Source organism: Pseudomonas sp. ACN8, from assembly GCF_002303925.1.
Classification (GTDB): domain Bacteria; phylum Pseudomonadota; class Gammaproteobacteria; order Pseudomonadales; family Pseudomonadaceae; genus Aquipseudomonas.
In genome coordinates this window covers 134,283-158,125 of record NZ_MRCS01000004.1, presented here as the reverse complement: position 1 = coordinate 158,125, position 23,843 = coordinate 134,283, and the positions used below count along the sequence as shown (strand labels likewise).

The 23,843-nt window shown below is 61.0% G+C and carries 23 protein-coding genes and 1 pseudogene; 19 read left to right on the top strand and 5 right to left on the bottom strand.

All coding sequences use genetic code 11. From position 1 onward, the window contains the following. The 8 genes from BSF44_RS03870 (at position 1) to BSF44_RS03835 (ending at position 8,796) form a co-directional block, all read left to right on the top strand. Complete coding sequence (locus BSF44_RS03870) at positions 1–708, top strand: SPOR domain-containing protein (RefSeq protein ID WP_095942351.1); 708 nt, start codon at positions 1–3, stop codon at positions 706–708. A gap of 231 nt (positions 709–939) precedes the next feature. Further along, positions 940–1,470, top strand: a complete 531-nt coding sequence (hslV, locus tag BSF44_RS03865) for an ATP-dependent protease subunit HslV (protein WP_007975582.1) — start codon at positions 940–942, stop codon at positions 1,468–1,470. Between the two features lie 54 nt (positions 1,471–1,524). Continuing rightward, a complete protein-coding gene (hslU, locus tag BSF44_RS03860) occupies positions 1,525–2,862 on the top strand; it encodes an HslU--HslV peptidase ATPase subunit (RefSeq protein WP_008047842.1) in 1,338 nt (445 codons plus the stop codon). Between the two features lie 119 nt (positions 2,863–2,981). After that, positions 2,982–3,359 carry a gamma-butyrobetaine hydroxylase-like domain-containing protein gene (locus BSF44_RS03855; RefSeq protein WP_095942350.1) on the top strand — a complete coding sequence of 126 codons (378 nt, stop codon included), beginning with the start codon at positions 2,982–2,984 and terminating at the stop codon, positions 3,357–3,359. Positions 3,360–3,618: 259 nt separating this feature from the next. Beyond that, complete coding sequence (phaC, locus tag BSF44_RS03850; protein WP_095942349.1) at positions 3,619–5,298, top strand: class II poly(R)-hydroxyalkanoic acid synthase; 1,680 nt, start codon at positions 3,619–3,621, stop codon at positions 5,296–5,298. A 164-nt stretch (positions 5,299–5,462) separates the two neighbouring features. Next, positions 5,463–6,317: a poly(3-hydroxyalkanoate) depolymerase gene (gene phaZ, locus BSF44_RS03845; protein WP_008047834.1), complete on the top strand. Its 855-nt coding sequence runs from the start codon at positions 5,463–5,465 to the stop codon at positions 6,315–6,317. 116 nt (positions 6,318–6,433) lie between these two features. After that, entirely contained in the window at positions 6,434–8,116 is a 1,683-nt protein-coding gene (gene phaC / locus BSF44_RS03840; protein WP_095942348.1) for a class II poly(R)-hydroxyalkanoic acid synthase, read from the top strand. A gap of 59 nt (positions 8,117–8,175) precedes the next feature. Continuing rightward, positions 8,176–8,796: a TetR/AcrR family transcriptional regulator gene (locus BSF44_RS03835; RefSeq protein ID WP_057712365.1), complete on the top strand. Its 621-nt coding sequence runs from the start codon at positions 8,176–8,178 to the stop codon at positions 8,794–8,796. 195 nt (positions 8,797–8,991) lie between these two features. Here BSF44_RS03835 and BSF44_RS03830 read toward each other — a convergent pair whose 3' ends face one another. The 3 genes from BSF44_RS03830 to BSF44_RS03820 form a co-directional block, all read right to left on the bottom strand. Further along, entirely contained in the window at positions 8,992–9,852 is an 861-nt protein-coding gene (locus BSF44_RS03830; RefSeq protein WP_095942347.1) for a phasin family protein, read from the bottom strand. Positions 9,853–9,862: 10 nt separating this feature from the next. Further along, positions 9,863–10,285: a phasin family protein gene (locus BSF44_RS03825; RefSeq protein WP_008047828.1), complete on the bottom strand. Its 423-nt coding sequence runs from the start codon at positions 10,283–10,285 to the stop codon at positions 9,863–9,865. A 244-nt stretch (positions 10,286–10,529) separates the two neighbouring features. Next, a complete protein-coding gene (locus tag BSF44_RS03820) occupies positions 10,530–10,805 on the bottom strand; it encodes a polyhydroxyalkanoic acid system family protein (protein WP_008047826.1) in 276 nt (91 codons plus the stop codon). Between the two features lie 155 nt (positions 10,806–10,960). Between BSF44_RS03820 and ubiE the strand changes: the two genes are divergently transcribed. From ubiE to BSF44_RS30980, 11 genes and pseudogenes are all read left to right on the top strand, one after another. After that, positions 10,961–11,731: a bifunctional demethylmenaquinone methyltransferase/2-methoxy-6-polyprenyl-1,4-benzoquinol methylase UbiE gene (ubiE, locus tag BSF44_RS03815; protein WP_007989286.1), complete on the top strand. Its 771-nt coding sequence runs from the start codon at positions 10,961–10,963 to the stop codon at positions 11,729–11,731. Continuing rightward, positions 11,731–12,354 (top strand): SCP2 domain-containing protein, encoded by a 624-nt coding sequence (locus tag BSF44_RS03810; RefSeq protein WP_095942346.1) that lies wholly within the window; start codon positions 11,731–11,733, stop codon positions 12,352–12,354. The genes ubiE and BSF44_RS03810 overlap by 1 nt, the downstream gene beginning before the upstream one ends. Continuing rightward, entirely contained in the window at positions 12,351–13,955 is a 1,605-nt protein-coding gene (gene ubiB / locus BSF44_RS03805) for a ubiquinone biosynthesis regulatory protein kinase UbiB (RefSeq protein WP_095942345.1), read from the top strand. The genes BSF44_RS03810 and ubiB overlap by 4 nt, the downstream gene beginning before the upstream one ends. Positions 13,956–14,036: 81 nt before the next feature. Further along, positions 14,037–14,438 (top strand): phosphoribosyl-AMP cyclohydrolase, encoded by a 402-nt coding sequence (gene hisI, locus BSF44_RS03800; RefSeq protein WP_095942344.1) that lies wholly within the window; start codon positions 14,037–14,039, stop codon positions 14,436–14,438. Then, positions 14,431–14,763, top strand: a complete 333-nt coding sequence (locus BSF44_RS03795) for a phosphoribosyl-ATP diphosphatase (protein WP_007975564.1) — start codon at positions 14,431–14,433, stop codon at positions 14,761–14,763. The genes hisI and BSF44_RS03795 overlap by 8 nt, the downstream gene beginning before the upstream one ends. 25 nt (positions 14,764–14,788) lie before the next feature. Beyond that, entirely contained in the window at positions 14,789–15,061 is a 273-nt protein-coding gene (locus BSF44_RS03790) for a twin-arginine translocase TatA/TatE family subunit (protein ID WP_007989280.1), read from the top strand. Between the two features lie 10 nt (positions 15,062–15,071). Beyond that, the gene (tatB, locus tag BSF44_RS03785; protein WP_095942343.1) at positions 15,072–15,515 is read left to right on the top strand and encodes a Sec-independent protein translocase protein TatB; all 444 of its coding nucleotides are present in this window, start codon (positions 15,072–15,074) and stop codon (positions 15,513–15,515) included. Then, positions 15,512–16,306 (top strand): twin-arginine translocase subunit TatC, encoded by a 795-nt coding sequence (tatC, locus tag BSF44_RS03780; RefSeq protein WP_095942342.1) that lies wholly within the window; start codon positions 15,512–15,514, stop codon positions 16,304–16,306. The genes tatB and tatC overlap by 4 nt, the downstream gene beginning before the upstream one ends. Then, a complete protein-coding gene (locus BSF44_RS03775; protein ID WP_095942341.1) occupies positions 16,303–17,010 on the top strand; it encodes a 16S rRNA (uracil(1498)-N(3))-methyltransferase in 708 nt (235 codons plus the stop codon). Before tatC ends, BSF44_RS03775 begins: the two co-directional genes overlap by 4 nt. A 204-nt stretch (positions 17,011–17,214) precedes the next feature. Continuing rightward, positions 17,215–18,276 (top strand): annotated as a pseudogene (locus BSF44_RS30985) (methyl-accepting chemotaxis protein); the annotation flags it as partial. After that, positions 18,259–19,131, top strand: coding sequence for a methyl-accepting chemotaxis protein (locus tag BSF44_RS30980; protein ID WP_371918216.1), 873 nt, complete (start codon positions 18,259–18,261; stop codon positions 19,129–19,131). The pseudogene BSF44_RS30985 and the gene BSF44_RS30980, both read left to right, overlap by 18 nt. A 158-nt stretch (positions 19,132–19,289) precedes the next feature. Here BSF44_RS30980 and mdoH read toward each other — a convergent pair whose 3' ends face one another. Both mdoH and BSF44_RS03760 read right to left on the bottom strand, forming a co-directional pair. Next, positions 19,290–21,860: a glucans biosynthesis glucosyltransferase MdoH gene (mdoH, locus tag BSF44_RS03765; protein WP_095942339.1), complete on the bottom strand. Its 2,571-nt coding sequence runs from the start codon at positions 21,858–21,860 to the stop codon at positions 19,290–19,292. Next, positions 21,853–23,667 carry a glucan biosynthesis protein G gene (locus BSF44_RS03760; RefSeq protein ID WP_095942338.1) on the bottom strand — a complete coding sequence of 605 codons (1,815 nt, stop codon included), beginning with the start codon at positions 23,665–23,667 and terminating at the stop codon, positions 21,853–21,855. The genes mdoH and BSF44_RS03760 overlap by 8 nt, the downstream gene beginning before the upstream one ends. Positions 23,668–23,843 lie beyond the last annotated feature (176 nt).

The following is a 23,843-nucleotide window of genomic DNA, read 5'->3' as shown; positions in this document are numbered from 1 at the left end:
TTGGCCGCCAAGAAAAAACCTGCACCCAAGCGTGGCGCCAGCCGTTACCAAGCTCCTGCAAAGCAACCGATCCCGGGCTGGCTGTGGATGGCCATCGGCCTGACGGTCGGCGCCTTCATCGTATTCCTGATGAAGCTGGAACCGGGCAAGGGCAGCGATACGGTCAAGCGTGAGAAAGTCGAGCAACAGCAGAAAGCCAGCAAGATCGCCGAGGCCAACAAGACCCCGCCGAGCCCGACGCAACCGGTGAAGCCGAAGTACGACTTCTACACCTTGCTGCCGGAATCGGAAGTCATCGTGCCGCCGGATGCCGTGCCGGAGAAGACCCTGCCGACGCCGCAAGTGCCGGCCATCCCGACCACGCCGGTCACCCCGGCCGAAGCGGCGAAGATCGACACCGCGCGCGCCCAGGCTGCTTTGGCCGGGATTACTCCGCCTCCTGCGCCACCGGTCAAGGCTGCGCCGGTGACGAAGTTTTTCCTGCAGGCTGGCTCGTTCCGCAAAGAGACCGATGCGGACAAGGTGCGGGCGCAGATCATTCTGCTGGGCCAGGCCGTGGCGGTTGAGTCCGGCACGGTGAAAGACGAAACCTGGTATCGGGTATTGGTCGGACCGTTCAGCAACCGGGAACAACTGACCACCGCGCAGAAACAATTGGCGGGCGCAGGCTTCAGCAATTTGTTGTTACAACAACGCCAGAGCCGCTGATTCCTTCAGAACCACCGCGTCATCGTTCATCGCCAGCAGGCTGGCTCCCACAGGGTTGGCGCAGAACCCTGTGGGAGCCAGCCTGCTGGCGATGGCGTCAGACCAGACAACACAACCTTACCTGCGAAACACCACTCGTCCTCTCTCCCGCCCTACAGTTGAAATCCTCTCCACCACCCCCATATGAATGGGCATAAGGCATTTTCGCCCCGCTGCGTGGAGACTCTTCCCTTGACCACCATCGTTTCAGTTCGCCGCCACGGCAAAGTCGTCATGGGCGGCGACGGCCAGGTTTCCCTTGGTAATACCGTGATGAAAGGCAACGCGAAAAAAGTTCGCCGCCTGTACCACGGTCAGGTCATTGCCGGTTTTGCCGGTGCCACCGCCGACGCCTTTACCCTCTTCGAACGTTTCGAAGGCCAGCTTGAAAAACACCAGGGCCACCTGGTGCGCGCTGCCGTCGAACTCGCCAAAGAATGGCGCACCGACCGCTCTCTGAGCCGCCTTGAAGCCATGCTCGCGGTCGCCAACAAAGACGCCTCCCTGATCATCACCGGCAACGGCGATGTGGTTGAACCGGAAGACGGCCTGATCGCCATGGGCTCCGGCGGCGCTTACGCTCAAGCAGCTGCCAGCGCACTGCTGAAAAAGACCGACCTGTCGGCCCGTGAGATCGTCGAAACCGCCCTCGGTATCGCCGGCGACATCTGTGTATTCACCAACCACACCCAGACCATTGAGGAGCAGGACTGCGCCGAGTAAGCCCGTGCAGCCATCGCACCACGGCTCATTCTTGCTTGAGGTCCACTGAATATTATGTCCATGACTCCCCGTGAAATCGTCCACGAACTCAACCGCCACATCATCGGCCAGGACGATGCCAAGCGCGCCGTCGCCATTGCCCTGCGCAACCGCTGGCGCCGCATGCAGCTGCCGGAAGAGCTGCGCGTTGAAGTAACGCCGAAGAACATCCTGATGATCGGCCCGACCGGTGTCGGTAAAACCGAGATCGCCCGTCGCCTGGCGAAACTGGCCAATGCGCCGTTCATCAAGGTCGAAGCGACCAAGTTCACCGAAGTCGGCTATGTCGGCCGCGATGTCGAGTCGATCATTCGTGACCTGGCCGATGCCGCGATCAAGCTGCTGCGCGAACAGGAAATCGTCAAGGTTCGCCACCGCGCCGAAGACGCCGCCGAAGAGCGCATCCTTGACGCCCTGCTGCCACCGGCGCGCATGGGTTTCAGCAACGACGACGCCCCGACTGCCGATTCCAACACCCGCCAACTGTTCCGCAAGCGCCTTCGCGAAGGTCAGCTGGATGACAAGGAGATCGAAATCGAGGTCGCCGAAATGGCCGGCGTCGATATCTCCGCGCCACCAGGCATGGAAGAAATGACCAACCAGCTGCAAAGCCTGTTTGCCAACATGGGCAAGGGCAAGAAGAAGGCCCGCAAGCTCAAGGTCAAGGAAGCGCTCAAGCTGGTGCGCGACGAAGAAGCCAGCCGCCTGGTCAACGATGAAGAGTTGAAGGCCAAGGCCCTGGAAGCGGTCGAGCAGCACGGTATCGTGTTCATCGACGAAATCGACAAGGTGGCCAAGCGTGGTAATTCCGGTGGCGTCGATGTGTCCCGCGAAGGCGTGCAGCGCGACTTGCTGCCGCTGATCGAAGGCTGCACCGTCAACACCAAACTGGGCATGGTCAAGACCGATCACATCCTGTTCATTGCTTCCGGTGCGTTCCACCTGAGCAAGCCGAGCGACCTGGTGCCCGAGCTGCAAGGCCGTCTGCCGATCCGTGTCGAACTCAAGGCCCTGAGCCCTGAGGATTTCGAACGCATACTCAGCGAGCCTCACGCCTCGCTCACCGAGCAATACTGCGCACTGCTGAAAACCGAAGGCCTGGGCATCGAGTTCCAGCCGAGCGGGATCAAGCGCATCGCGGAGATCGCCTGGCAGGTCAACGAGAAAACTGAAAACATCGGTGCCCGTCGCCTGCATACCCTGCTCGAGCGCCTGCTCGAAGAGGTGTCGTTCAGCGCCGGCGACCTGGCCAGCGTCCATGACGGCAAGGTCATCCAGATCGATGCCGACTACGTCAACAGCCACCTGGGCGAATTGGCGCAGAACGAAGACCTGTCCCGTTATATCCTGTAAGCCATACTTGTAGGAGCGAGCCTGCTCGCGATGGTGTGTCAGTCACATTGATGTTGCCTGACACACCATCGCGAGCAGGCTCACTCCTACAGGGTTCCCCCCATAACGGAACTCAGGCCATGACCCAACTCCCCACCGACATCAAACTGCACAAAGCCTCGAAAACCCTGACGCTCAAATACGCGTCCGGCGAGGAATACACCCTGCCCGCCGAGTTCTTGCGCGTGCACTCTCCTTCCGCCGAGGTTCAGGGCCACGGCAAACCCATCCTGCAATTTGGCAAGATCAACGTAGGGCTGAGCAAGGTAGAACCGGCCGGTCAGTACGCACTGAAATTGACCTTCGACGACGGCCACGACAGCGGCTTGTTCACCTGGGAATATCTGTACGAGCTGGGGCGACGTTATGACGCACTCTGGGATGATTATCTGGCCGAGCTCAAAGCCGCCGGAAAAACCCGCGACCCGAACGAATCCGTCGTCAAGCTGATGCTCTAATCCGAGCCTCTTGCTCTTTAGAGGGCATTTTCTAATTTCATCTGTTTGAATGCTCCGCTCCAGGGCCGCCGATTGGCCTGCTTGCGAAAAAAATTAAACTCGGGTAACCAATGGAACTGGCAAGTTCCCTGCAGTGCTCTCTGCATTAAAAAAGCAGCGATGCAGAATTAACGGTCACCCCGAGCAGCAGTACCTGGCATTGGCTGTGTGACTACACAGCAGGACCCGGTACTCGTCTCAGGACAATGGAGCGTCGTAGATGAGTAACAAGAATAACGATGACTTGAAGAGTCAAGCCTCGGAAAACACCTTGGGGCTGAATCCTGTCGTTGGACTGCGTGGAAAGGATCTACTGGCTTCTGCTCGAATGGTGCTCAGGCAGGCCATCAAGCAACCGATTCACAGCGCCAGGCATGTCGCTCATTTCGGCCTTGAACTCAAGAACGTGCTGCTTGGCAAATCCGAGCTGCTGCCGACCAGCGATGACCGTCGCTTCGCGGATCCGGCCTGGAGCCAGAACCCGCTCTACAAACGTTATCTGCAAACCTACCTGGCGTGGCGCAAGGAGCTCCACGACTGGATCGACGACAGCAACCTGCCGGCCAAGGACGTCAGCCGCGGGCACTTCGTGATCAACCTCATGACCGAGGCCTTCGCCCCGACCAACACGGCGGCCAACCCGGCGGCGGTCAAGCGCTTCTTCGAAACCGGTGGCAAGAGCCTGCTCGATGGCCTCTCGCATCTGGCCAAGGACCTGGTGCATAACGGCGGCATGCCGAGCCAGGTCAACATGGGCGCATTCGAGGTCGGCAAGACCCTTGGCGTAACCGAGGGTGCGGTGGTCTTTCGCAACGACGTGCTGGAGCTGATCCAGTACAAGCCGATCACCGAGCAGGTGCATGAACGCCCACTGCTGGTGGTACCGCCGCAGATCAACAAGTTCTACGTTTTCGACCTGAGCCCGGAAAAGAGCCTGGCGCGGTTCTGCCTGCGCAACAACGTGCAGACCTTCATCGTCAGCTGGCGCAACCCGACCAAGGAGCAACGCGAGTGGGGCCTGTCGACCTACATCGAAGCGCTCAAGGAAGCGGTCGATGTGGTCACCGCCATCACCGGCAGCAAAGACGTGAACATGCTCGGTGCCTGCTCCGGCGGCATCACCTGCACCGCGCTGCTGGGCCACTACGCGGCAATAGGCGAGAACAAGGTCAATGCCCTGACCCTGCTGGTCAGCGTGCTCGACACCACCCTGGACAGCGACGTGGCCCTGTTCGTCGACGAGCAAACCCTCGAAGCCGCCAAGCGCCAGTCGTACCAGGCCGGTGTACTGGAAGGCCGCGACATGGCGAAAGTCTTCGCCTGGATGCGCCCCAACGACCTGATCTGGAACTACTGGGTCAACAACTACCTGCTGGGCAACGAGCCGCCGGTATTCGACATCCTGTTCTGGAACAACGACACCACCCGGTTGCCCGCCGCGTTCCATGGCGATCTGATCGAGATGTTCAAAAGTAACCCGTTGACCCGTGCCGATGCACTGGAAGTGTGCGGTACGCCGATCGATCTGAAGAAGGTCACCGCCGACATCTTCTCGCTCGCCGGCACCAGCGACCACATTACCCCGTGGCGCTCCTGCTACAAGTCGGCGCAACTATTCGGCGGCAACGTTGAATTCGTGCTGTCCAGCAGCGGGCACATCCAGAGCATTCTGAACCCGCCGGGCAATCCGAAATCGCGCTACATGACCAGCGCCGAAATGCCCGCCAATGCCGATGACTGGCAGGAAGAGTCGACCAAGCACGCCGACTCCTGGTGGCTGCACTGGCAGGCATGGCAGGCACAGCGTTCGGGCAACCTGAAAAAAGCTCCGCTGAAATTGGGCAACAAGGCCTATCCAGCGGGTGAAGCCGCGCCGGGCACTTATGTGCACGAGCGGTAACTGACACACCTCGCCCCTTGTAGGAGCGAGCTCGCTCGCGATGAACGTCAACGATAACGCGTGCTGTCTGGATAAATGCGTTGCCTTTGCGTTTTTCGCGAGCAAGCTCGCTCCTACAGGGGATTGGGGATGAACTTGAAAAAGCGACCCACAGGGCCAGAAGCATGCCGCAACCCTTCATATTCCGTACCGTCGATCTGGATGGCCAGACGCTCCGCACGGCGGTACGCCCCGGCAAGCCTCACTTGACGCCCCTGCTGATTTTCAACGGCATCGGCGCCAACCTGGAGCTGGTGTTCCCATTCATCGCGGCACTGGACCCGGACCTGGAAGTCATCGCCTTCGACGTACCCGGCGTCGGCGGTTCGTCGACACCGAACCGGCCGTACCGTTTTCCGAGCCTGGCGAAACTCACGGCGCGGATGCTCGACTATCTCGACTACGGGCAGGTCAACGTCATCGGTGTGTCCTGGGGGGGCGCCCTGGCCCAACAGTTTGCCTACGACTATCCGGAGCGCTGCAAAAAACTCGTGCTGGCCGCAACGGCGGCGGGCGCGGTGATGGTGCCGGGCAAACCGAAGGTGCTGTGGATGATGGCCAGCCCTCGACGTTACATCCAGCCGTCCCACGTGATCCGTATTGCGCCGATGATCTACGGCGGCGCTTTCCGTCGCGACCCGACGCTGGCCGCCAGCCATGCGGCCAAGGTGCGTTCGGCGGGCAAGCTCGGTTACTACTGGCAGCTGTTCGCCGGCCTCGGCTGGACCAGCATCCACTGGTTGCACAAGATCCGCCAGCCGACCCTGGTGCTGGCCGGCGACGATGACCCGCTGATCCCGTTGGTCAACATGCGCTTGCTGGCCTGGCGGATTCCCAACGCCCAGTTGCACATCATCGATGACGGGCATCTGTTCCTGATTACCCGGGCTGAAGCGGTGGCCCCGATCATCATGAAATTCCTGGAAGAGGAGCGCCAGCGCGCAGTAATGCATCCGCGTCCGGCGCCATTGGGCGGCTGAAACCGCTGCCTCAGCGGTTGGCAGGACGCCACGCCGCGCAACAACCCGTTACAGCGTCTATGGTGTTCTGGTTCGGTGTATTTGTTTTTGGCCTGAAGACGAAGGAGTGTTGAATCATGCGCGAGAAACCAGCGAGGGACTCCTTACCGACTCCCGCCGCGTTCATCAATGCACAGAGTGCGATTACCGGCCTGCGCGGCCGGGATCTGTTGTCGACCCTGCGCAGTGTGGCCGCCCATGGCTTGCGCAATCCGGTGCACAGCGCCCGACATGCCCTCAAACTCGGCGGTCAGCTGGGCCGTGTGCTGCTGGGCGAAACCCTGCACCCGACCAATCCGCAGGACGCTCGCTTCACCGATCCGGCATGGAGCCTCAATCCGTTTTATCGGCGCAGCCTGCAGGCCTATCTGAGCTGGCAGAAACAGGTCAAGAGCTGGATCGACGAGAGCGACATGAGCCCGGACGACCGCGCCCGCGCCCACTTCGCTTTCGCCCTGCTCAACGACGCTGTATCGCCCTCCAACACCCTGCTCAATCCGCTGGCGGTCAAGGAGCTGTTCAATTCCGGCGGCAACAGCCTGGTGCGCGGCATCGGCCATTTGGTGGACGATCTGCTGCACAACGATGGCCTGCCCCGGCAAGTCACCAAGCAAGCGTTCGAGGTCGGCAAGACGGTCGCCACCACCACCGGTGCCGTGGTGTTTCGCAATGAGCTGCTGGAGTTGATCCAGTACAAGCCGATGAGCGAAAAACAGTACTCCAAGCCCCTGCTGGTAGTGCCGCCGCAGATCAACAAGTACTACATTTTCGACCTGAGCCCCCACAACAGCTTCGTTCAGTACGCGCTGAAAAACGGCCTGCAAACCTTCATGATCAGCTGGCGTAACCCGGATGTGCGCCACCGTGAATGGGGGCTCTCGACCTACGTGGAAGCCGTGGAAGAAGCCATGAACGTCTGCCGGGCGATCACCGGCGCACGGGAGGTCAACCTGATGGGCGCCTGCGCCGGCGGGCTGACCATTGCCGCGTTGCAGGGTCACTTGCAGGCCAAGCGGCAGCTGCGCAGGGTGTCCAGCGCGACTTACCTGGTGAGCCTGCTCGACAGTCAGATGGACAGCCCCGCGACGCTGTTCGCCGATGAACAGACCCTGGAAGCCGCCAAGCGCCGCTCCTATCAGAAAGGTGTGCTGGACGGCCGCGACATGGCCAAGGTCTTCGCCTGGATGCGCCCCAACGATTTGATCTGGAGCTACTTCGTCAACAACTACCTGCTGGGCAAGGAGCCACCGGCGTTCGACATTCTCTACTGGAACAACGACAACACACGCCTGCCGGCCGCCCTGCATGGCGACCTGCTGGACTTCTTCAAGCACAACCCGCTGACCCACCCAGGTGGCCTGGAAGTCTGTGGCACACCGATCGATTTGCAGAAGGTCACCGTCGACAGCTTCAGCGTCGCCGGCATCAACGATCACATCACGCCGTGGGATGCGGTGTATCGCTCGACGCTGTTGCTCGGCGGCGAGCGCCGCTTCGTGCTGTCCAACAGCGGTCATGTGCAGAGCATCCTCAACCCGCCGAGCAACCCGAAAGCCAACTACGTCGAGAACGGCAAACTAAGCAGCGACCCACGGGCCTGGTACTACGACGCCAAGCGTGTCGATGGCAGCTGGTGGACCCAATGGCTGGGCTGGATTCAGGAACGATCCGGCGCGCAGAAGGAAACCCACATGGCCCTCGGCAACCAGAACTATCCACCGATGGAGGCAGCACCCGGTACTTACGTGCGCGTGCGCTGACGTTCAACGAGCCACGGCCTCTGCTGGCCGTGGCAAGACCCGATCATTAAGAAGACTGGATGAAAACCCGCGACCGGATCCTCGAATGTGCCCTGCAGTTGTTCAATCAAAAGGGCGAACCGAATGTCTCCACCATGGAAGTTGCCAATGAAATGGGCATCAGCCCGGGCAACCTCTACTACCACTTCCACGGCAAGGAACCGCTGATTCTCGGGCTGTTCGAGCGCTTTCAGGGCGAACTGGCGCCCTTGCTCGATCCACCGGCCGATGCTGAACTGGCACCCGAAGAATACTGGCTGTTCCTGCACCTGATCGTCGAACGCCTGTCCCACTACCGGTTCCTGTTCCAGGACCTGTCGAACCTCGCCGGGCGCCTGCCGAAACTGGCCAAGGGCATTCGCAACCTGCTCAATGCACTCAAGCGCACACTGGCGTCGTTGCTGGCGCGACTGAAGGCACAAGGGCTGCTGGTCAGCGATACCCAGGCACTGGGGCAACTGGTGGAGCAAATCACCATGACGCTGCTGTTCTCACTGGATTACCAGCGGATTCTTGATCGTCAGGGCGAGGTGCGATTGGTGGTTTACCAGATCATGATGCTGGTGGCGCCGCACCTGCTGCCGTCGATGAAGGCTGCAACCGAACAGATGGCGATGGAGTATCTGGAAGACCACGAATAACCCTGGCCACAACGCCCCCCCTGTAGGAGCGAGCTTGCTCGCGATGGTATTTCAGGCACTGAGTAGCGTCGGCTGTACCTTTTTCGCGAGCAAGCTCGCTCCTACAGTGGATCTGGGTCTGTGTCGATCAGAGATTCGCGCACAAACAAAAACGCCCGACCTTCACAGGCCGGGCGTTTTCTTGAGCCCTGAAAATCAGGACTGACTGGTTGGCGTCGATGGAGCTGGCGCGACAGTCGGGGTGACAGCAGGGGTTGGCGCGGTCGCGGAGTTCGACGCGCTGACCGGAGCTGCCGGCGTTGCCGGTTTGGCAGCTGCCACTGCTGGTTTTGGCGCGGCGGCTTTTGGAGCTGCCGGCTTTTTCACCGCTGGTTTTTTCGCCGCAGCAGGCTTGGCTGCTGGCTTGGCCGCTGCAGTTTTCGCTGCAGGCTTGGCGGCCGGTTTAGCCGCTGGTTTAGCGGCGGCTTTTGCAGCAACCGGCTTGGCCGCCGGTTTGGCCGCCGGTTTGGCCGCGGCCGGTTTGGCGGCTGCAGTTTTAGCCGCCGGCTTGGCAGCAGGTTTAGCCGCTGCTTTTGCCAGTGGCTTGGCTGCGGTTTTGGCGGCCGGTTTGGCCGCTGCGGTTTTCGCCGCAACAGGCGCAACCTTGGCACCGGTCAGTTTTTCGATTTGCTTGGTCAGTGTTTCGACCTTGCTGTGCAGTGCCTTGACTTCGTTGCGGCTTGGTACGCCCAGACGCGAAATGGCGCTGTTCAGACGCTTGTCAAAAGCACCTTCCAGCTCATCCCACTTGCCCAGTGCGCGATCTTTCACGCCGCTGATGCGCGATTTGGCCGAAGAAGCGGAGTCCTTGGCGGCGTCGACAGTCTTGCCAACAGCGCTCTTGGTGAGCTTCTCGGCTTTCTCGCCGTCCTTGACCAATGCATCGAAGAGTTTGCTGCCGTCAGTGTCGATCTTCGAGTACACGCCTAAACCAGCCAGCCAGATTTTTCGGGAGTAATCTTCAACCTTCCCGATCCACGAGCTGCCTTCTTTTTCGGTTTTCTTTTTAACAGCCATCCCGTTCTCCTTAAGATTTACGCGCGACACGTTCGAGCAATGCCGTCAGCTCATCGAGCTTAGCAGAGAGTGTCTCAACGTCATGTTTAGACGGAATGCCGATACGATTCAAGGCACTTGCGACACGCGTGTCGAACGCCTTCTCGACCTTGTCGAGTTGAACTTCGACACGGCCTTTGAAAGTGCTGACTTCACTCTTGGCTTCATCGATCTCGGCATTGGCCGCTTCAAGTTTCTCGGCAACTACCTTTTTGCCTTTCTTTTCAACAACCTGACCCGCCTTGATCAGCTCTTGAAAGTATTCGCTGCCCTCTTGGCCGACCTTGGTGTAGGCACCCAGGCCCGCCAGCCAGATCTTGCGGGCATAGGATTTGACGTCGCCCAGCGTGCCGGTCGACGGGTCGATTTTTTTCTTCAAAATAACTTTGGCCATGGTGCACCTCACGCGCAGAAGGTTTGAGGAACTGCCCGGGTAAGTGTCGGGCTCTGGCACAAAGTAGGGAGAAAAATTAGAAACGGCACCCTAACAAATGACATGAACCGTCGGGTGCACCACAAAACAAATGTGGGAGCCAGCCTGCTGGCGATAGCGGTGTGTCAGTAACAAAAAAGCTGACTGACAGGATGCTATCGCCAGCAGGCTGGCTCCCACAGGGGGACCGTATTTCAGCAGGAAATCAGACCAACGCCTTGTCCAGCGCCTTCTCGATTTCCGCTTTGATCATGCCGCTCATGGCCGACATCATCAGGCCCAGCTCCACGTCGACCCTGATCGAATCCTCGCTGACATGCACCGCGCCCTTCACACCCGAGCGCTTGAGGTTCAGGGTGTCGCCGGACCACTGCGGCTCCAGGCCATACTGATCGGAAAGTTTCTGCGCCAGCTTGTCGGCCTTCTCGCGAGCCGCTTCCTTACCCAGGCCATGGGCACGTTCAACACTAATACGGGCCATCGAATGACTCCTGCTTTATGGATGCTTTCCCGAGGCATCTTGACCTCTGCTGCGTCAAAACGTCCCGATGGTTGCCCATCTTACCTTCAGCCTTGCCAAGACAAAGCATGCCTTGGGGATTAGAATGTCGCGCATTCTCTTTTGGTGACAGCGATATGACTGATCAGCGCAAAGGCAGCGATGCCGAACCCACCACTCACTTCGGCTTCAAAAACGTTCCGGAAAGCCAGAAAGCGGAAAAAGTCGCTGAGGTTTTCCACTCGGTAGCCGCCAAGTACGACCTGATGAACGACCTTCTGTCGGGCGGCATGCACCGTCTGTGGAAGCGTTTCGCGATCGAACTGTCGGGTGTGCGCACCGGTAACCGCGTGCTGGACATCGCCGGCGGTACCGGCGACCTGACCCGCAAGTTCTCGCATCTGGTAGGCCCGACCGGCCAGGTCGTGTTGGCCGACATCAACGAATCCATGCTCAAGGTCGGTCGTGATCGCCTGCTGGATCTGGGTGTGGCCGGCAACGTCGAGTTCGTCCAGGCCGACGCGGAAAAACTGCCGTTCCCGGACAACCATTTCGATTGCGTGACCATCGCCTTCGGCCTGCGCAACGTGACCCACAAAGAAGACGCCCTGCGCTCGATGCTGCGCGTGCTCAAGCCTGGCGGCCGCTTGTTGGTGCTGGAGTTCTCCAAGCCGACCAACGCGCTGATGTCCAAGGCCTACGACGCCTACTCGTTCGCCTTCATGCCGCTGATGGGCAAGCTGATCACCAACGACTCGGAAAGCTATCGCTACCTGGCCGAATCGATCCGCATGCACCCGAACCAGGAAACCCTGAAGTCGATGATGGTCGAGGCCGGTTTCGACCGCGTGACCTATCACAACATGACCGCAGGCATCGTTGCCCTGCACCGCGGCATCAAGCCCTGATGCTGCTCGCCGGCCTGCTCGCCAGCGTTGAACTCGGCCTGAACCGGGTGCTGCGCCTCGACAGCACGGCGCTGCCGCGGCTGGCGCACTTGACCGGCAAAGTGATCGCCGTCGATTGCCGCAGCCCGGCGCTGCAACTGTTCATCCTGGCCAGCGACGAAGGTTTGATGCTCGCCTCGCAGTGGGAAACCGGCGCCGACTGCACCTTGCGTGCGCCGGCCTCGAGCCTGCTGAAACTGGCGATGAGCCGGGACAAGACTTCCGTCCTGCACGCACCTGAAGTCGAACTCGATGGCGACAGCGGCGTGCTGCTGGAACTGGCGGCGATCCTCCAGGACCTCGAACTGGACTGGGAGTACGAGCTGTCGCGCTGGCTCGGCCCGGTAGCCACGCAACTGGTCGGCGGCCACCTGCGCAGCCGCGCCCGCTGGTATCAGCAAGGCTTTGCCAGCCTGGGCCAGAATCTGGGCGAGTACCTGGCCGAAGAATCGCGCACCCTCGTCGGTCAGCGCGAAGCCGAAGCCCGATTCAGTGAACTGGACCAGATCAAGCTCGATCTGGAACGTCTCGAGGCGCGTTTCGAGCGCCTTTCCCGATCCCTCGACCCAAGCGATAACGCATGAAGCTGCTTGCCGTCCGCCGTTTGTTGCGCATCCAGCGCGTCGTGATCCGCTACCGCCTCGATGACCTGCTGTTCGCCCTGCCGCTGCCCTGGTTCTTGCGGGCGCTGCGTTATGCCTTGCCATGGCGCTGGTTCCCGCGCAAGCCCCTGGACCTGAGCCGTGGCGCGCGCTTGCGCCTGGCGTTGCAGGACCTGGGGCCGATCTTCATCAAGTTCGGGCAGATCCTGTCCACCCGCCGCGACCTGCTGCCCGAAGACATCGCCGACGAACTGATGAAGCTGCAGGACCGCGTGCCGCCGTTCGACTCGCAGGTTTCGGTCAAGCTGATCGAAGAACAGCTGGGCAAGAAAATCAGCGAAGTGTTCAGTCGTTTCGACGTCGAACCGCTGGCCTCGGCCTCGGTGGCGCAGGTGCATGCCGCGCAACTGAAAACCGGTGAGGAAGTGGTGGTCAAGGTGATCCGCCCGGGCCTCAAGCCGGTGATCGCCCAGGACCTGGCGTGGCTGTTCATCCTCGCCCGCGCCGCCGAAAAACTCTCGGCCGATGCGCGTTTGCTGCACCCGGTGGACGTGGTCAGCGACTACGAAAAAACCATCTACGACGAACTCGACCTGCTGCGCGAGGCGGCCAACGCCAGCCAGTTGAAACGCAACTTCGATGGCTCGCCGCTGCTGTACGTGCCGCAAGTGTATTGGGACTGGTGCCGGCCGAAAGTGCTGGTGATGGAACGCATCTACGGCATCCAGGTCACCGATCTGGCGACCCTGGCGGACCAGCGCACCGACATGAAAATGCTCGCCGAGCGTGGCGTGGAGATTTTCTTCACCCAGGTGTTCCGCGACAGCTTCTTCCACGCCGACATGCACCCCGGCAACATTTTCGTCAGCACCGTGAATCCGTGGAGCCCACAGTACATTGCGATCGACTGCGGCATCGTCGGCAGCCTGACCCCGGAAGACCAGGATTACCTGGCGCGCAACCTGTTCGCCTTCTTCAAGCGCGATTACCGTCGCGTGGCGCAGTTGCACATCGATTCGGGCTGGGTACCGGCGGAAACCAAACTCAACGAGTTCGAAGCGGCGATCCGTACCGTGTGCGAGCCGATCTTCGAAAAACCGTTAAAAGATATTTCCTTCGGCCAGGTGCTGATGCGCCTGTTCCAGACCGCGCGGCGCTTCAACATGGAAGTGCAGCCACAGCTGGTCCTGCTGCAAAAAACCCTGCTGAACATCGAAGGCCTGGGCCGCCAGCTGTACCCGGACCTCGATCTGTGGAACACCGCGCAACCGTTCCTCGAGCGCTGGATGCGCGAGCGGGTCAGCCCCAAAGCCCTGCTCGGCAACGTGCACAGCCAGTTCGAGCAGATCCCGCACCTGGCCAACATGGCCCGCGACCTGCTCGAGCGCATGTCCCAACCCCATGCCCTTAACCCGCCGCCATCGTGGCACCGACGCCGAGACGACTGGTTCCTGCGCCTGCTCGGTACGGCCCACCTGGCCGGTGGCGCCGTCCTTGCCGCGGGTGGTCCGCTGAACCAGCTGGCCTATTGGCCGGCGGGAATCATGATGGCGGTCGGCTTGTATCTGGTCGTGCGCCGATAGCCAGTTGTGTGAACGACTGGCACACTGTTTCAACGCCTGAGCTCGGCTATTGAAGTGTCGAGCCCGCTGTCGGAGTCGAAGATGAAAAACTGGCTGGACGAGATCAAGTGGGACGCTGACGGCCTGGTGCCGGCCATCGCCCAGGATCACAAGACCGGGCGCGTCCTGATGATGGCCTGGATGAACCGCGAAGCACTGGAACTGACCGCTGCCGAAAACCGCGCCATTTACTGGTCGCGTTCCCGTGGCAAGCTGTGGCGCAAGGGCGAAGAATCCGGCCATGTGCAGACCCTGCACGAGATGCGCCTGGACTGTGACGCCGACGTCATCATCCTGATGGTCGAGCAGATCGGCGACATCGCCTGCCATACCGGCCGCCAGAGCTGCTTCTACCGCATCTATGAGAACGGCGACTGGACAACCGTCGACCCGGTTCTGAAAGATCCGCACGCCATCTATTCCGCAGGGCACAAACATGAGTGACACTCTCACCCGCCTCGCTGAGGTACTCGAAGAGCGCAAAGGCGCCGCCGCCGATAGCTCGTATGTCGCCAGCCTGTACCACAAGGGCTTGAACAAGATTCTGGAAAAAGTCGGCGAAGAGTCGGTCGAGACCATCATTGCCGCCAAGGACGCCGCCGTCAGCGGCGACTGCAGCGATGTGATCTACGAAACCGCCGATCTGTGGTTCCACAGCATGGTCATGCTCGCCCAATTGGGGCAGCATCCACAGGCTGTACTCGATGAACTGGACCGTCGTTTCGGTCTCTCCGGACACGCCGAGAAAGCCTCGCGACCGTCCGCCTGAATAACGATTAGAGAGGAGCAGCAGCATGGGCATTTTTGACTGGAAACACTGGATCGTCATCCTGGTGGTCGTGGTACTGGTGTTCGGCACCAAGAAACTGAAAAACCTCGGCACCGACGTCGGCGAGTCGATCAAGGGCTTCAAGAAAGCCATGAACGACGACGAAAAACCGGCCGATCCGAATGCGACCCCGGCCCAACCGGTTCCACCGGTACAGCCACAGGCATCCGTGAACCAGCCGCACACCATCGACGTGCAGGCACAGAAAGTCGAAGAGCCGATCCGCAAAGACGTGTGAGCACTGACTAATGTTTGGTATCAGCTTCTCTGAACTGCTGCTCGTCGGCCTCGTCGCCCTGCTGGTGCTGGGCCCCGAGCGCTTGCCGGGCGCTGCGCGCACCGCCGGCCTGTGGGTCGGGCGACTGAAGCGCAGCTTCAACGCGATAAAACAGGAAGTTGAACGTGAAATCGGTGCCGACGAAATTCGTCGGCAACTGCACAACGAACACATCCTGTCGCTTGAGCAGGAGGCGCGGAAAATCTTCACGCCGACCCAGCAGGAGCCGACGCCGGTGGAGCATGTGGGTGCGCAGACGATTCATGCGCCTGCCGCTGCCGTCGACCCGACACCTGCTCCCGTTGTAGCGCCTGTCGAACCTGCGCCTGTTGTTGCAGCCACTCCGGTTGCTCCAGTCACCGCGCCGACAACGCCGGCGCCTAATGACACCACTTTGCCGCCGCGAGCCCCATGAGCGATCTCCCTGAAAACGACCAGCACATGCCGCTGGTTTCGCACCTCACCGAGTTGCGTACCCGCCTGCTGCGCTGCGTAGCGGCGATCTTCATCATCTTTGCCGGGCTGTTCGCCTTCACCCAGCAGATCTACACCTTCGTCTCCACGCCGCTGCGCGCGTACCTGCCCGCCGGCGCGACGATGATTGCCACCGACGTGTCGTCGCCGTTCCTGACGCCGCTGAAGCTGACGATGATGGTCTCGCTGTTCCTGGCCATCCCGGTGATCCTGCACCAGATCTGGGGTTTCATCGCCCCGGGCCTGTACAAGCATGAAAAGCGCATCGCCGTGCCCTTGCTGGTCTCCAGCATCTTTCTGTTCTACGCCGGCATGGCGTTCGCCTATTTCCTGGTGTTCCCGCTGATCTTCAAGTTCTTCGCCTCCGCCACCCCGGCCGGCGTGGAAATGATGACCGACATCACCAGCTACCTTGATTTCGTCATGACGCTGTTCTTCGCCTTTGGCGTGGCGTTTGAAATCCCGGTGGCCGTGGTGCTGCTGGTGTGGATCGGCGTGGTCGACGTCAAATACCTGAAGAAGATCCGCCCGTACGTGATCATCGGCTGCTTCGTGGTCGGCATGATCCTGACCCCGCCGGACATCTTCTCGCAGACCCTGCTGGCCATACCGATGTGGATGCTGTTTGAAGTCGGCATCCTGTTTGGCAGCCTGATCAGCAAGCGTGGCGAGCATCCGGACGATCAGCCGGCTGACGATCACAACGACCAGCCGCCAGCGACCCAAGCGTGAACCTGCTGCTCCTTGAAGAGGCCGATTTCATTGCGGCCGACCGGGTGATCCTGCGTGATCGCCGGTTGACGCACATGCAGGAAGTCCACCGCTGCGAAGTCGGTGACAGCATGCGCGTCGGGCGGATCGGCGGCTTGATGGGTTCGGCCCAAGTGCTGCGCCTGGACGCCGACGAAGCGGAATTGCGCGTCATCCTCGACCAGCCACCACCAGCCAAGCTGCCATTGACCCTGATATTGGCCCTGCCACGCCCCAAAATGCTGCGTAGGGTGTTCCAGACCGTGGCGGCCATGGGTGTGCCGCGTATCGTCCTGGTCAACAGCTATCGCGTCGAGAAGAGCTTCTGGCAGACCCCCTTCCTGGAGCCTGAGGCGATCCGCGAGCAGTTGATCCTCGGCCTCGAACAGGCCCGGGACAGCGTGCTGCCGCAAGTCGTGATCGAGAAGCGTTTCAAGCCCTTCGTCGAAGACCGTCTGCCGGCGATGACCGATGGCACCCTCGGCCTGGTGGGGCATCCGGGCAATTACCCGCCCTGCCCTCGCGCGCTCAGCGAACCGGTGACTCTGGCCATCGGCCCCGAAGGCGGCTGGATTCCCTACGAGATCGACCTGCTGGGCAAGTCCGGCCTGCAACCGGTGCAACTGGGCGAGCGCATCCTGCGCGTCGAAACCGCCGTGACCGCGCTGCTCGCACGACTTTTCTGAGATCACACATTTACCCTGTAGGAGCGAGCCTGCTCGCGATGGCGGTGTACCAGCCACATCAATGTCGGCTGATCCGCCGCCATCGCGAGCAGGCTCGCTCCTACACTTCATCATCCGCCCATATATCGGGCAGCGCCTACAGAACCTCGCACCCCTGCCGATACATCCCCCATAAAACCAAATTGTGGTCCAGGGAGTTTCAGCATGTACCAATGGCTAGCCGAGAATCTGGGAAACGTCAGCGTCAAACGCAAACTGGGAATTGGCTTCGGCCTGGTGCTGTTACTCACCCTGCTGATCACCTTCACCGGTTGGAACGGCCTGAGCGGCGTGACCAGCCGTGGCGATAAACTGGGGTTCATCGCCAGTCTCAACGACCTGACCAAGGACCTGCGCATTGCACGCCTGGATTATGAGATGCGTCGCGGTGAACAAGGCCCCGGCGCCGTCAACGATCTGTTGGGCAAGCTCGAAAGCGGCCTGCAGACCGCCCGCGGCCTGATCGAGCAACCGGCCGATACGACCATGGTCGATCAACAACTGGCCGCTGTCGCCGAATACCGTCGTGCCTTCAGCGACATGACCCAGGCCGGCGCCCAGCGTGAAGACGCCCGCAGCAAACTCGGCGCCACCGCCGACAATGCCGTGGCCCGTGTCGCCGAGGTGGAAAAATCCATGCTGCAAGGCGACAGCGTGGCGGCGTTCAACAGCGTGATCGACCTGAGCAAACTGATCCAGCAAGCGCGCTTCCAGGTGCGCGGCTACACCTACAGCGGCAAGAGCGAGGCCGAACAGCCGGCCCTCGACGCGATCGACAACGCCCTGAAGAACCTCGAGAGCCTACCGGCCAGACTGCCCGAAGAACACATCGCCAACCTGCAACAGGCGACTGATTCACTGAAGGCCTACCGTGCCGCCGTCAGCCAGTTCCGCGACTCCCAGGTGGCCAGCGCCAAGGCCCTGGCACGCATGTCTGCCCAAGGCGACATCCTGGTGGACATGAGCCAGAAACTCACCGTCTCGCAAACCGTCGTGCGCGACACCGACGCCGCCCACGCCAAGAACATGCTGACCCTCGCCACCGCTCTGGCCATCGCCTTCGGCTTGCTGGCCGCCTGGGCGATCACCCGGCAGATCATCATTCCATTGAACCAGACCCTGGTCGTGGCCCAGCGCGTCGCCAGTGGCGACCTGACCCACAACCTGACGTCGCAGCGCCGCGACGAACTCGGCCAGTTGCAGCGTGCCATGCAGAGCATGACCCAAGGCTTGCGCGAACTGATCGGCGGCATCAGCGATGGCGTCACGCAGATCGCCAGCGCCGCCGAAGAGTTGTCTGCCGTCACCGAGCAGACCAGCGCCGGAGTCAACAGCCAGAAGGTCGAGACCGATCAGGTCGCCACCGCCATGAACGAAATGGCCGCTACCGTGCAGGAAGTTGCGCGCAACGCCGAAGAAGCTTCCGAAGCCGCCGTCGCCGCCGACCAGCAGGCCCGTGAGGGTGACAAAGTGGTCGGTGAAGCCATCGCCCAGATCGAACGCCTGGCCAAGGAAGTCGGCCACTCCACCGAAGCCATGGGCGAACTCCAGCGCGAAAGCGACAAGATCGGCAGCGTGCTCGACGTCATCAAGTCCGTGGCCCAGCAAACCAACCTGTTGGCGCTCAACGCCGCCATCGAAGCAGCCCGCGCCGGTGAAGCCGGACGTGGTTTTGCCGTGGTCGCCGACGAAGTCCGCAGCCTGGCCCAGCGCACCCAGAAGTCCACCGAAGAGATCGAAGAGCTGATCGTCGGCCTGCAAAACGGCACCCAGCAAGTGGCGACCATCATGGACAACAGCCGTAGCCTGACCGACAGCAGCGTAGAGTTGACCCGCCGCGCCGGTGGCTCACTGGAAAGCATCACCCGCACGGTGTCGGCGATCCAGGCGATGAACCAGCAGATCGCCGCGGCTGCCGAGCAACAGAGCGCCGTGGCTGAAGAGATCAACCGCAGCGTGCTGAATGTGCGGGATGTGTCGGATCAGACGTCGGCGGCGAGTGAAGAGACCGCGGCTTCCAGCGTTGAGTTGGCACGGTTGGGAACGCATTTGCAGATGCTGGTGGGCAAGTTCAGGGTTTGAGTGGCACCTCATCGCGAGCAGGCTCGCTCACACACTGACCTGCTCGAACACAACACCTGTGCCAGGCACAGGCTCCGTGGGAGCGAGCTTGCTCGCGATTGGAACGGCGCGGTATAACTTTGAAGCCATAAAAAAACCCGCTTTCGCGGGTTTTTTCATTACGCCAACTGAGGCTGCACGCTCAACGGTTTGAGCGGCAACAGTGGCGCATGGGGGTCGGCCTTGACCGACTTGCGCCAGGCGCCCAGCCACTCAGGGTGACCCTCGCTCCAGACTTGCTCATGCAGTCGCGCCAGTGCCACCGGGTCGCTCAACAGTTGCACGCGCTCGTTGTTGGTCAGGCCCTCAGGTCCAACCTTCATCGCGTGCCGCACCCGCTCGATCCGCAGCCACTCAATCGGCTCAGCCTGATTGTGCCGGGAGGTCGCCAGCGAGCATGCCAGGGCGTTCTGCTGTGGGTCGACCACCGAACGGACGAAGCCGTCGTTCAATGCGTGGTAACGGTTTTCGTGGGTGTATTGGTCGGTGGCCAGCAAGGCTTGCGGCGGATTGTATTCCTCCGGGATCAGGAACAGGCTCTCGTCGCGGGACTTCAGGCCAAGGCCGACACGGCTGGAGATCACCGACACCGGAATCGACAGAATCAACGAGCCGACAATCGGCACCAGCCACCACAGGAAGCTCGGGTTCAGCCAGATCACCAGCAAGGCCCAGAAGAAGCCCAGCAGGGTTTGCGGGCCGTGGCGCTTGACCGCTTCGCTCCACGGCGTGGAGTCGTCGTCACGTTGCGGCGAGTTCCAGGTCGCGGCCCAGCCGAGGAACGCGGCAAGCACGAAACGGGTGTGGAAGATCATCCGCACCGGCGCCAGCAGCATGGAGAACAACATCTCCAGCAGCATCGACAGGGTCACCTTGAACTTGCCGCCGAACTCTTTCGCGCCCTTGGCCCAGATCAGGATGATGCTCAACAGCTTCGGCAGGAACAGCAGCACGATGGTGGTCGAGAACAGCGCAATCGCCTTGTCCGGATGCCATTGAGGCCACAGCGGATAGAGCTGGCGCGGTTCGAGGAAGTACTGTGGCTCCATCAGCGTGTTGACCGCCAGCAGCGCGGTCGACAGCACCAGGAAGAAGAACCACAACGGTGCCGACAGGTAGGACATCACGCCGGTCAGGAACACCGCGCGGTGCACCGGGTGCATGCCCTTGACCAGGAACAGGCGGAAGTTCATCAGGTTACCGTGGCACCAGCGACGGTCACGCTTGAGTTCGTCCAGCAGGTTTGGCGGCAGTTCTTCATAGCTGCCCGGCAAGTCGTAGGCAATCCACACGCCCCAGCCAGCACGGCGCATCAACGCAGCCTCTACGAAGTCGTGGGACAGGATCGAGCCGGAGAACGCGCCTTTACCCGGCAACGGCGCCAGGGCGCAGTGGTCGATGAACGGCTTCATGCGGATGATCGCGTTGTGGCCCCAGTAGTGCGATTCGCCCAGTTGCCAGAAGTGCAGGCCGGCAGTGAACAGCGGGCCATACACGCGAGTGGCGAACTGCTGCATGCGCGCATACAGGGTATCCATGCCCGACGCCCGTGGCGCGGTCTGGATGATCCCGGCGTCCGGCGTGGCTTCCATCAGACGCACCAGACTGGTCAGGCACTCGCCACTCATCACGGAGTCGGCGTCGAGTACGACCATGTATTTGTAGTCACCGCCCCAGCGACGGCAGAAGTCGTCGAGGTTGCCGCTTTTACGTTTTACGCGACGACGACGGCGGCGATAGAAAATCTTGCCGAAGCCCCCGGCTTCACGGCAGACGTCCAGCCAGGCCTGTTGCTCGGCGACGCAAATATCGGCGTCGTTACTGTCGCTGAGGACGAAGAAGTCGAAGCGGTCCAGGTCACCCGTGGCCGCCACCGACTCGAAGGTCGCCCGCAGGCCGGCGAATACCCGTGGCACGTCTTCGTTGCAGATCGGCATCACAAGAGCGGTGCGCGCATCCTTCGGAATCGGCTCGTTGCCGGCACTTTTGCCGGAGATACGGTATTTATCGTGGCCGGTCAGCAACTCCAGGAAGCCCATCAGCGCGGTCCAGAAACCGGCCGATACCCAGCAGAACAGAATCCCGAACAGGATCAGGATGCTGGTCTGCAACGCATACGGCAGCACTTGCGTGGCGGTTTGCAGCAGCGGTTGGTGCAGCACTTCGTTGAGGTCGACGAACGACCAGCCCTGGTACGGCATGATGCCTTTCATGTACCAGCCGGCAACGATGGTCTGGCCGAGCATCAGCAGCAACAGAATGTAGCGACGGATCGAACCCACGGTACGCCAGCGCGCGGCCGGCAATACACGCTCGTCCTTCGGCGGCTTCGGCGGGTTGGTACGACCGGTCATCCGGCGCCAGCCACGCACCAGAATGTTGGTGCGCCACGGCTCCGGCACGACCTTGGTCCGCCGGATCGGCGGGGTCGCCTTGAGGCAGACCCGGCCGTTGGCGTCGAGCACCAGCATTTCCGCGTCCTGTAGCTCTTCGGCAGTGCTCAGGGTCAGGCGTTTGCCCACCGAAGCCTGGGCGGCTTCGGTCGGGGCGTCGAACGTCGACGATGAAAGGCGTTCATGCAATTCGCTGAAAGACTGGCAGCCCGCGAGTTCCGCGCGCTGCTGGTCGGTCATCGGCAGATGCGCCAGATACTCGGAAAGAGTTTCTGGCCGTACTTGAGAGTTACTCATCGGCAGGCAACTGATAGCTCCAGGTCTCGGTCAGGACTTCTTCAGTCGGCGCCGATTCCGGTGTGGCTGGGGCCGCGTCGGCAGCGACAGGCTGCTTGGCGTCTTTATTGGCCTGGTCCTTGGCATCTGCAACAGGCTTGGCTTCGGCCTGCTTGGCCTCCGCTTGCCTGGCTTCCTTGTCCGCTTTCTCTTGTTGCTTGGCGGCAACCTTGTCGGCCTTGGCAACCGACGAGTTCGACGACGGAATCGAAGTCTTGGCCAGGTCCGCCGGCACGATGTTCTGCACCAGAGCGGCACGCATCTCGGTGGACTTGCTCGGATCCTTGATCTTCATCCGCAGGGTCAGGCGCCAGCCCTTGGTTTCAGGGTTGTAACGCACGCTGTTTTCCACCAGCTCGGCGTTGTCGCCCACGCTGACCTGGCTGCGAACTTCCGTATCGGCCGGCAATGCCGCCAGGGACGGGCCTTCGAAATCCACCAGGTAGGCAACGCTGCCGTCCGGTTGACGAATCAGGTTGGATTGCTTGACGTCACCGGTGGAACGCAGGGTCTGTTTGACCCAGGCGCTGTCCGGCGCGTGAATCGAGGTTTCATCCATGGTCCAGTGCATACGATAAGCGACATCGAGCGGCTGGCCAGGTTCCGGCAGTTTTTCCGGGTTCCAGAAGGCAACGATGTTGTCGTTGGTTTCGTCAGCGGTCGGAATCTCGACCAGGTCAACAGTGCCCTTGCCCCAGTCACCCTTCGGCTCGATCCAGGCGCTTGGGCGCTTGTCGTACCGGTCGTCGAGGTCTTCGTAGTGGCTGAAGTCGCGGCCACGTTGCAGCAGACCGAAGCCGCGCGGGTTTTCCACGCTGAAGTTGCTCACGGCCAGGTGTTTCGGATTGTTCAGCGGACGCCAGATCCACTCGCCGTTGCCGGCATGGATCGCCAGGCCGCTGGAGTCGTGCAGCTCGCGACGATAGTTCAGTACTTTCGACGGCTGGTTGGCGCCGAACAGGTACATGCTGGTCAACGGGGCGATACCCAGTTTGCCGACCTTGTCACGCAGGAACATCTGCGCCTTGACGTCGACGATGGTGTCGCTGCCCGGACGCAGGGTCAGGCGGTAGGCGCCGGTGGCACGAGGAGAGTCCAGCAGGGCGAAGATCACCAGGTGCTTGTCGCCTGGCTTGGGCTGCTGAATCCAGAATTCGCGAAAACGCGGGAATTCTTCGCCGGACGGCAAGGCGGTATCCAGCGCCATGCCGCGAGCGGACAAACCATAGACGTGCCCCTTGCCGACGACGCGGAAGTAGCTCGCGCCAAGCATGGTCATGATTTCGTCTTGCTTGTCGGCCTTGTTGATCGGGTACAGCACACGGAAACCGGCATAACCCAGTTGTTCAGTGGCCTTGGGATCGAACTGCATGTCGCCGAAATCGAAACGACTCGGATCGTATTTGATCTCTTCGACGGTGTTCGCGGTGATTTCGTTGATTTTCACCGGCGTATCGAAATGCATGCCCTGGTGATAGAAGGACAGCTTGAACGGCGTCTTCTGATCAGCCCACTCGGCTTTTTCCGTCAGAAAACGAATTTTCTGATAGTCCGCGAATTTCATGTCGCGGAACTCGTTCGGCAGGTTACTGCGCGGCGCTTCGTATTTCTGCGCGGCCAGCTCTTTTGCCTTGACCGATACATCATCCAGACTGAATGCCCAAAGCTGACCGGCGCTGAGCAGGCAGAGCAGTGCAGAGCCCGCTACCAGGGCGCTGCGTAACCGTTTGGCAGACAATTTTGGTGCGTTACAGGGACTAACAATCACGAGCAACCCTCGCCGAAAACAGATCAAAAAACCAACGGCCAGTTAAAGGGTCTGCACGGTCTACGGTATGAAAAAACCGCCCTTGCAAACCACTCTTGCCAAGTTGGCGAGCATTGTTCCGACTCCGCTGGGGCGAAATGATTCCCCAATCGGATACGGTCAAGTCTCTACCTAAG